We start from the raw sequence: 8916 nt of genomic DNA on the forward strand, positions 1-8916 counted from the left end.
GATGTTCTTTATTTACGCGATCCCTGCAACCTTTAATTGGCGGTGGTGGATTGGTTTTGTGCAATGATCAAGTTCGTCTTAATGGATTAAGCTTCTGCTTCGTATCGTTTGAGCATTCTCTGGAGGGATCGTCTGTCCAGATGAAGATACCGTGCGGCCCTAGAGATGTTTGCACTGTTAAACCGCATGACGTGCTCAATATGCTCCTGCCTTATACGATCGGCTCTCTCTATTCGACAATCAATTGCGATACTCCGTGATCCAAGTAGCAATATATTGAGTAAGAAATCTTTATCCGTGGGCTTTGGTACAAAATCGCAAGCTCCCATTTTTGCAGCAATAACTGCGGTCGGGAGGTCTGCAAACCAAGTATGTACGACTGTTCTCGTTTTCGGCAGTTGAGCGGAGGTCCATTTGACGAGCTCCAATCCGAGACCATCTGGAAATCTTAATTCCGTCAGTACAAAAGACGGTCGACAATCATGGCAGGCAGATAATGCGTCTCTAAGGGTAGTACACGTTAGAACGTGCATGCCGCGAGCACGTATGCCAGCGGCGATTGAGGCGGTTTTCTCGACAAAGGGATCCGCGATTATCACCGTACAAGGTTCGGTCACTCGCTCCGTGTCGACGTATTCTGCTTGATCCATTTCTTTACTCATCCAATTGTTGAGATTGAATATACATTCGTGACTGCGATCCGCGTTCGCTGTTCGGAAAGATGCTGATGAGGTCAGGTTGATTAAATGATGCGAGACTGCTGACGAGCCGTCAGCTGCTGAATCAGCTGTTGGCTCGTTTTAAGAGTATGACCTATGCAGACGACATGATGGTATGAAGGGCGGCGTATGCGTTGTTCTCGAAGGTAGGTCATACTTATGTCGATTGGCGAGCTGGCTATCTTCTTCGGGTGCTAAAGCCGTCGAGGCTAAAAATACCAGCGCCAAAGGCGGTTGCTTGCAGTAGTCCACCAGCTATCGCGATGTTTTTCCAGAAGTGTAGGAATTGGTTCTGATCAGAGAAATCGTTGTGGAAGACAAGGGCAGTAAACAGGCTAAATAGCGCCAGGATTAGTGCCGCGGTACGCGTCTTGAATCCGATAGCAAGAGCTAGGCCTCCACCGAGTTCTATCGCGATAGCGCCTATTAACCAGATTACAGGAAACGGCATACCAAAGGCAGCGATATAGCTGAGGTAGGTCTCATGACTAGTGACCTTGCCAATGCCCGAAAGCACGAAAATCGGACTGAGAAGGAAACGTCCAACGAGTGCTGAGATAGCGTAAGATTTGTCGTAAGATTTTATCTTCTCGCTGTGGGATGTAGTCTGGGTAGTGCTCATCGGATGAATCCCTAAGTTGGACTTCGTGAAAGCGCGACTAGTGTGAGGTCGTGTAATCGAGCTGCTTTGGGGCGTAATTCTACGGCCTGTTAGGTGGCAGTTGCGCCGAGCCAGTCATCAAGATGTGTTTTCCCAATCAAAGCCTTTCCCTCGGGAACGAGCGTATTGGGTTCAAGCTTCGAACCAAAGTAGAGGGCATCTGGGGTGGCGCTAACAGTTCTGATATCATTTCGGGCGAGGAGGTAACGCGTCACCACTTCACTCATTGGTTCACGGTCTGGACCCGCCACCTGAAGGATCCCGTTCAATGGGTCGCCTGTCACAACATTACAAAGTGCATCCACCAAGTCATCCGCTGCGATCATTTGGACGTTTGCGGTTGAAACCCGGATTTGTCCTCTGGTTTCACCGAGGTCGGCGATAGTGCCCAAATATTCCATGAACTGTGTCGACCGAACGATTGTGTACGGCCTGCCCGAAGTTCTAACGAGTTTTTCTTGGAGATTTTTACCTTTGAAGTAGGCATTGCCATCCAATTTCTCGGTGCCAACGATAGAGAGGAGAATATGGTGTGGTACTCGGGCTCGTCTTTCCACTCCCAATTGGTTCAATGTCGACGCTTTGAAAAACCTGAGTATCGCGGCTGGATCAAACGAAGGTGAATTCGTGACGTCTAATACTGCATGGGCTCCAGTCATCGCTTCGGTTAAACCATGACCGGTGACCGTATTTACTCCGGTCTCTGGCGCTGCCGTAATCACCATGTGACCCTGAGAGGTCAATGCCTTTACGACTTTCGCGCCAATCAAGCCCGTTCCACCCACAACAACATACTTCATTTGTCTCGTCCAAATTTCTCTCGTCCTAGAGTTACTGGGCCGTGGTGGTACAGCAAGCTATACGCAGGTATGTGCCATCCTCGTAGCAGCTTGACCGCAGATGTCAGATTCTTGTCTTGCCTATGGTGATGCGTTCAGGATTTATGATGATCTATGGACCGAACGCGGGGGCGTAAGTGCGACTGATGAGTGCACCTGGACATCAAAAAGTGAACTATGACAATATTTTCAGTCACATTGAAACAATGCCCGGTGCTGGCTGGGCTTTTTTTCCAAACGAAAAATGCTTTGTACTGAGCAAGACACTGGCCGAGCTCCTCAAGCAACCCGCCTTAACATTTATCAAAACAAGAAAAGTCCTCAGGTTCTTGGCTTCGGACAAGTTGTCAAAGTTGATCAGAGATTGGTATCTATCACATCTTGCGCAATCTGAATTCCGTACAGTTCATCGGCTGAAAAGCAATTGTGATGCTCAGCAGTGGGTGAACATCAGCGCTAAGCCGTTACGAATGGATAACGGACGCTCGTGCTGGTTAGGGAGCGTGCTGACAATAACCAACGATTTGTTCTCGGAGTATCTTGATCAACGCGGTTTAGTGACGGTGCCACGCAAAGATTACGAAGAAGCGGTTGCTTCACGTAAGTTTTTGGAGGATCGGGAACATCAACTCAGCTTAGTGGTGAGCACAATTCCCGCCGTTATTTGGGAGACTGAGCTCGATGGCAAGGTCACGTTCTTCAATCAGCGATCTGCACAGTTTCCTGGATTTGTCGTACCTGCGATGGATGACCCCCATGAGGCCATCATGTCTGTGATGCGAACCGTGATCCATCCTGATGATCAGGAACGGTTAGAGCAGGCTATAATCACCAGCATGAGGACGGGTGAGGGGTGGATGGAGCGCTATAGGAGGCGCACCGATGGTGGATATAGGTGGTTGCAGGGGCGCACTCATCCCTTGAGGGACGAGAACGGCGATGTCATACGATGGTATGGTTTTGCAATCGACATCGATGACGACGTTCGCGGAAATGAAAAACTTCAAACAGCGACGAGTGAGCTAGAGCGTGTCGCCCGAATTGCCACCATGGCGGAACTATCCGCGTCAATATCGCATGAGGTCAGCCAACCGTTAGCTGCATTGGCCGTGAATGCTGATGCGTGTCGGCGGTGGCTGGTCGCGAATCCTCCCAACGTCGACAAAGCGCTAATTAGTGCTGAAAACGTATTGAGGGACGCATTACTCTCCTCAGAAATAGTCAAAACCATGCGTTCGATGTTTCAACTTGGCGAGCAAGAGAGAGTTCGGGCAAACATACACGCGATAATCAAAGATGTTTGCCATCTTTTTATGAGCGTCGATCCCTCGCGAAGAGCTATAGTCGTTCAGGAGCTTGATGAATGTGAGCCGTGGGCGGTCGTCGACACGTTGCAAATTCGACAAGTCTTAATGAACTTGCTTCGCAATTCGCTGGAAGCGGGGATCGAAGCTGGGATTGAGCGACCGATTATTCAAGTTGCAACCGTTTGTACTGATGACACCGTTCGAATTTGTGTAGTGGACGACTCGGGTGGAATAGCTGACCTATCGCGGGTATTCGACGCTTTTTATACTACCAAACAACAAGGTACGGGAATGGGGCTTGCCATCTGCCGTACAATCATCGTCAAGCATGGCGGGCGCATAGATGCTGAAAACAAGGGCCTTGGTGCAAGTATCGGATTTACTCTACCGCGAACGTGAGTTGCCTTCCGAAATCCTCGATTAGATTTACCATCCGATATTCATCGGCGTATGTGTCGTTGGTGTATTACTTAGGAATTTGAAAACCTCCCATAACATCAGTTACTTCGGGCCAGAAGCAACTTGTATTGCAGAATAAATCGCAGCTAGCTCATGAATGCGCAATGCATGTTTCTGCGAAGCTTCCTTTGAGGGGAAGCCATTAGTGGTCGGCGTTTTTGCCGTAGATACACAGATCAACAGGTAAGCCAAGAGAACGAAAACGAGAAACGTTATCGCGTTGACGGCGAGTTTGTATTCAGAAGTCGAGGATTGCTGCGATTTGTAACGGCGAGTTCGCATCTTATTCCCTCCGAGTGTGTGAAGTATGGGATCATACTTTCTTTGTGTACGAAACTTCAGATATACGGAGGTGTAATGAGGCGCGTGTACTTTTCACCCGGCTCAGAGGCTTCACGAGAGTAACAGTCTATTAGCGCGACGCATCGGAGCTTCCTTCGGCTCCTTGGTGTGAGCCGCAAATGGTTATGACATTTCACGGCAAAGGTCGCGTGGCCATGGAAGTATAATAGAAACAAAAAAGCCGCCCCAAGGCGGGGCGGCAATGCGGACTAACGGTCCGCAGCTCGGGCGAGGAGGGAGATTTCCCGAGCATGTCGCCAATATCGGGCTGGAGAAACGAGCGACAACCAATATTACTTCGAAAGTGATATTCTGATCAGATATACAATGGTGTGTGGGTTTAGGAGTTATCGCCGTAGCATAAAGAAGAAGATGTTCCCTGTGTCGTTGATCATCGATAATCCAGTTTCTGCCGCCGTTGGGAAACTCTGACGGCCGTTGCGATTAGAGATAATCCGCAATCCGTTCGCGCTTCATATCCATCTGGAAGCGGTCGCAAGTTCTGGATTACGGTTCTTGCAGAGCGCCCTCGGTTGGTGCAAAAAAGTGGTCTTTGGTTTTCCGTACCTTGCTCCGAATCTCGTCAATGCCGAGCATCAACGAGCGCGTTTGGAGTGAATGAGACTTGCAGCAATCTTACTGTGATACAACCAAGATCGTCGCAGAGCTCCTGTGGCATGCTAACCGCGAGCACTCTGCAACAACGGATGTAATATCCGACCTTCTTTTCCGCTCGGTTGTTGTGATCCGTGATCTCAGATCAATTGTAGGTATTCCTGAGTTTGGCACATCGGGTGACGCAATTATTAGAATAGCTTCAACCGCCGCCGATTTGGATACGCACGAAACCTCTAAACAACGCGCCACGCTACTAGAATGTGCTGACATGATCCGGACACTCAACATCGTAATGAAGAGTGGCGTTAGCCTTAAACTTACAGAGGTTCTCAATACGGAAAAGGTTGGTGGTTGATGGAAACGGTCCGTGCGGTCCTCGGCATCGATGCTGCGTGGACGCTTTCTCAGCCTAGCGGAATCGCCTTGCTCGCTGACGACGGAACCCAGTGGCGCTTGGTCAAAGCGTCCGCCTCTTATGAAGCTTTTTTAGAGGACGTTCCTACTATTGAAGTTTTACGTCATAGAGGATCGGTTCCCGATGCTGACGCTTTGGTTGAAGCTGCCGAGAGAAAGCTAAGTTCCTCTCTTACCCTAGTCGCAATTGACATGCCGCTATCCTTAGAACCGATTGTGGGGCGGGGGACCTCGGATAACAACATATCGTCAACGTATGGTGCACGGCATGCTATCACTCATACACCCAGCGAACTGCGTCCAGGCAAAACTAGCGACGACCTTCGAAAAGCATTTGAGCGCATCGGTTACTCCCTTGCGACTTGCAAAATCGACGGACCCGCACTCATCGAGGTGTATCCTCATCCAGCGATTATAGAACTTGCGCTTGCCGAGAAACGGTTGCCCTACAAAGTATCGAAGATGGGGAAATATTTGCCGCGTTGACGGTGGACAGCTTGGTAGAGGCGGTCAATTGCCGACAAGTGCTTGCGGCGCGTCGAAGCCGAGAGGCTGGTCTTTAAGACGTCGCTCCAGACAGTCGCCCAGAACCTTGGCGTTCCATAAGAGTTGACAGAAACAAGGCCGCGTATCGATGGCGGAAGGTACATTGTATTCAGATTGACGGGCATCATTTCTTACTCTCGAACAGTCGCTGCTAACTGCAGCATGGCTCGAAGAAATGCAACGAACATAATGACCTTTAACGGTTTTTGCTATTTAAGCTTAAAGGGTCATTACCGTAAAAAGCAACACTTCTGAAATGACCGGCGTGTTCCATAATCAAGGTTATGCGATTTATGCATGTAAGGGCTATTTAGTAATGCGACAGTTGGGCCAGTTAGAGATGCGACAGTCTCGCCTCTCGTCGCACTGGTCAAAGCCAACGTTGGGAGCAAGGATGACGATCTTCAGCCTGGTTGAGACCATGAGCGTTCGGAGTCGTCATGTCCTTTATGATCACCATGTCGCAGAAAGAATTGCATCGCCTCGAACTTATCCAGAAGATCCATGATGGACGCCTGAGCGTTGTCCAAGCAGCCGAACAGCTCGGTCTTAGTCGAAGTCAGGTTCATCGGCTGCTGCAGGCCTATGACCGGGATGGTCCGGCCGGCCTTGTTTCCAAGAAACGATCGCGGCCGAGCAACCGCCGCCATAGCGAAGAGTTTCGCAATGCGGCGCTGGATCTGATCCGGGATCGCTATCTGGATTTTGGTCCGACACTGGCGCGTGAGAAGCTGATTGAGCTGCACCATATCTCTGTCGCCAAGGAGACGCTGCGACAATGGATGACTGAGGCTGGTATCTGGGTCTCACGCAGAGAACGCAAGAAGCGGGTTTTCCAGCCACGCGGCCGACGTGACTGCTTTGGCGAACTGGTGCAGATCGATGGCTCACATCACTGGTGGTTCGAGAACCGTGGCCCCAAATGCGCCCTGCTCGTCTATATCGATGACGCGACTGGCAAGCTGCTGCATCTACGCTTCGCCGGATCGGAGAATACATTCGACTATCTGCATGCGACGAAGGCCTATTTGCAGCAATGGGGCAAACCGCTGGCGTTTTACAGCGACAAGCACGGCGTTTTTCGCTCACTCCACCCGTCGAAGAAAGACCGGACGAGCGGCCTGACGCAGTTCGGCCGGGCGCTTTATGAGCTGAACATTGACATCATCTGCGCCAATACCCCGCAGGCCAAGGGCCGCGTAGAACGTGCCAACCAGACGCTGCAGGACCGGCTGGTCAAGGAGATGCGGCTTCGCGGCATCGACACGATCGAGGAAGCCAACGCCTATGCGCCTGAGTTCATTTTAGATTTCAACGCGCGTTTCGGCAAGGAGCCGCGCAATCCGAAGGACATGCACAGGCCATTGGCCGATCACGAGAACCTCGATGCCGCCATGTGTCGCAAGGAAGTTCGCACGCTGTCGCAGGCTTTGACGCTGCGCTATGACAAGGTGCTGTTCATCCTCGATCCGACCGAGATTTCCACGCCTTTGGCGGGTAAGAAGGTGATCGTCTGCGACTATCCGGACGGACGGCTAGAGATCATGCATGAGAGCTTTGCCCTGCCCTATCGAACCTTCGATACGTTGCGCTCGGTGCATCGCGCTGAAGTCGTCGACAACAAGCGACTGGATGACATGCTTTCGCTTGTTGCCGAGATGCAGACCGGCAGAGAACAGCAGCGCAGCAAGGGCGGACCACGGCGCACCGGGCAGAAAGATCATATGTTCGGTATTCGGGACGGCAGCACGGGTAACGGCTATCAGAAGCGTGGCCGTAAGCCGAGGACAGATTACATGAACGATCCGGCGGTGATTGCACGGCGAGAGAAAGCGTTGATGAGGCAGCCGGCGGCAGAATAACGATCTCAATGCACGCCGATGTCGCTCTGCGTATCTGACTCCAGTTGCAGGCACGCTGGCCAAAGTGGCGTCTTGTGGAAGGATCCGTCCTGGAGGAGCGTGAGCCCCTCTCGTGCCTCGTAGAGCAGGCCCAGCCAGCACAAGCGTCGAAAGACACCATACTGAAGATCGGATTTCAGCTCCCAGGCTTCCAGGGTCATTTCGGTCTCAGACAGGGGGGCGAAGTCTGGCTTGAGGATTTTTACAATCTGCAATGGCGTGCAGCCCTCTCTCGCCTTGATGTTGAGAAGATTGAGGAGCATGCGCCACCAACGTAACCGAGCTTGGACCTCCTCCTCCCTTTCGGTGTCATGGACATAGGAATAGAGATAATCCGTGGCGACGAGATCGAAGAAGGCTTGCGGGTTCATCAGGAACTCCCGGCCGCGTTTGGTTGGCAGCAGCACATTCTTTTTCCGGCGAAGGAGTTTTAGATGACGAGTCATGTCGCGCACGACCCAGAGCGGCGGCATGTCGCTTTCGTTCAGCACTTTGTTCATGCTGTAGAGGTCTACGGCCGTGAAGTCGGGCCAGAGGAAGTGCACGGCGGCCCAATGCACGAACTTGCGGTTCATCGCGCCGGTCGCCGTCAATCCTATGCCACCTTCGCCGTCAGCATAGGCGACGGATAACAGCATGCCGCGAAGAAGTGGTGACAGCGCGGCGACATCGACGTCACCGTGCAACTTGATTTCCGGAAGCATCATGCCGCTTTGATCCCTACCCGCCCGATGCAGGTGCAAAACGATTATCATCCGGCAACGAGATAATTGCTACTGAGGAAGCTAAAGCCGAAGAGCGAGTTCATCACCCGCCCCCTCCCTACCCTTGCAACCCCGCCCAGCCGGTCCGGTCGGGGGCTGACCGTCAGAGCCAGTGTCGCATCTCTAACGGGCTGGCCCTGTCGCAGCCCTATCCAGCTTTGACAATGTTTGTAGCGTGGTACATTCCATTTTCAAATGCAACGAAGACAATAATGCCCCTGGTTTCAGGAGGATGGAATGGCCCGCTCTTTTGTGCAGCTGAGTTTGGACGAACGCCGCATCATCGCACGGATGAATGAGAAGAAGATCAGTCAGGCCGAGATCGCACGCACCCTTCGTCGCGACC

Annotated in this window: 9 protein-coding genes; 5 read left to right on the plus strand and 4 right to left on the minus strand. The window is 51.8% G+C overall.

The window, feature by feature from the left end:
* Positions 1 to 86: 86 nt before the first annotated feature.
* From HGO37_RS26580 to HGO37_RS22690, 3 genes are all read right to left on the minus strand, one after another.
* Positions 87 to 662: a response regulator transcription factor gene (locus HGO37_RS26580; protein ID WP_352230598.1), complete on the minus strand. Its 576-nt coding sequence runs from the start codon at positions 660 to 662 to the stop codon at positions 87 to 89.
* A 235-nt stretch (positions 663 to 897) separates the two neighbouring features.
* Positions 898 to 1341, minus strand: coding sequence for a DoxX family protein (locus HGO37_RS22685; RefSeq protein ID WP_250985341.1), 444 nt, complete (start codon positions 1339 to 1341; stop codon positions 898 to 900).
* An 89-nt stretch (positions 1342 to 1430) separates the two neighbouring features.
* On the minus strand, positions 1431 to 2180 hold the full coding sequence (locus HGO37_RS22690; protein ID WP_250985342.1) for an SDR family oxidoreductase: 750 nt from the start codon (positions 2178 to 2180) through the stop codon (positions 1431 to 1433).
* A 185-nt stretch (positions 2181 to 2365) separates the two neighbouring features.
* Here HGO37_RS22690 and HGO37_RS22695 point away from each other — a divergent pair, with 185 nt between their 5' ends.
* From HGO37_RS22695 to HGO37_RS22710, 4 genes are all read left to right on the plus strand, one after another.
* Positions 2366 to 3925 carry a PAS domain-containing sensor histidine kinase gene (locus HGO37_RS22695; RefSeq protein WP_250985343.1) on the plus strand — a complete coding sequence of 520 codons (1560 nt, stop codon included), beginning with the start codon at positions 2366 to 2368 and terminating at the stop codon, positions 3923 to 3925.
* Positions 3926 to 4952: 1027 nt separating this feature from the next.
* Complete coding sequence (locus HGO37_RS22700; RefSeq protein WP_250985344.1) at positions 4953 to 5300, plus strand: hypothetical protein; 348 nt, start codon at positions 4953 to 4955, stop codon at positions 5298 to 5300.
* Positions 5300 to 5845, plus strand: coding sequence for a DUF429 domain-containing protein (locus HGO37_RS22705; RefSeq protein WP_250985345.1), 546 nt, complete (start codon positions 5300 to 5302; stop codon positions 5843 to 5845). Before HGO37_RS22700 ends, HGO37_RS22705 begins: the two co-directional genes overlap by 1 nt.
* A gap of 500 nt (positions 5846 to 6345) precedes the next feature.
* Complete coding sequence (locus HGO37_RS22710) at positions 6346 to 7767, plus strand: ISNCY family transposase (protein ID WP_250985346.1); 1422 nt, start codon at positions 6346 to 6348, stop codon at positions 7765 to 7767.
* A 5-nt stretch (positions 7768 to 7772) separates the two neighbouring features.
* Here HGO37_RS22710 and HGO37_RS22715 read toward each other — a convergent pair whose 3' ends face one another.
* Positions 7773 to 8510, minus strand: coding sequence for a hypothetical protein (locus HGO37_RS22715; protein ID WP_250985362.1), 738 nt, complete (start codon positions 8508 to 8510; stop codon positions 7773 to 7775).
* Positions 8511 to 8807: 297 nt separating this feature from the next.
* On the opposite strand from HGO37_RS22715, the gene HGO37_RS26410 reads away from it, so the two are divergent.
* Positions 8808 to 8916, plus strand: a 109-nt coding sequence (locus tag HGO37_RS26410) for a helix-turn-helix domain-containing protein (RefSeq protein WP_285201091.1), incomplete at its 3' end; no start/stop codon positions are given.

Origin of the sequence: Rhizobium sp. CG4, from assembly GCF_023701965.1 — a bacterium.
Classification (GTDB): Bacteria; Pseudomonadota; Alphaproteobacteria; order Rhizobiales; family Rhizobiaceae; genus Agrobacterium.

Bases quoted from the DNA above. Each gene is read 5' to 3' on its own strand.
- HGO37_RS22690 (WP_250985342.1), bottom strand. From the start codon at position 2,180: ATGAAGTATGTTGTTGTGGGTGGAACGGGCTTGATTGGCGCGAAAGTC.
- HGO37_RS22705 (WP_250985345.1), top strand. From the start codon at position 5,300: ATGGAAACGGTCCGTGCGGTCCTCGGCATCGATGCTGCGTGGACGCTT.
- HGO37_RS22710 (WP_250985346.1), top strand. From the start codon at position 6,346: ATGTCCTTTATGATCACCATGTCGCAGAAAGAATTGCATCGCCTCGAA.
- HGO37_RS22685 (WP_250985341.1), bottom strand. From the start codon at position 1,341: ATGAGCACTACCCAGACTACATCCCACAGCGAGAAGATAAAATCTTAC.
- HGO37_RS26580 (WP_352230598.1), bottom strand. From the start codon at position 662: ATGAGTAAAGAAATGGATCAAGCAGAATACGTCGACACGGAGCGAGTG.
- HGO37_RS22715 (WP_250985362.1), bottom strand. From the start codon at position 8,510: ATGCTTCCGGAAATCAAGTTGCACGGTGACGTCGATGTCGCCGCGCTG.
- HGO37_RS22695 (WP_250985343.1), top strand. From the start codon at position 2,366: ATGAGTGCACCTGGACATCAAAAAGTGAACTATGACAATATTTTCAGT.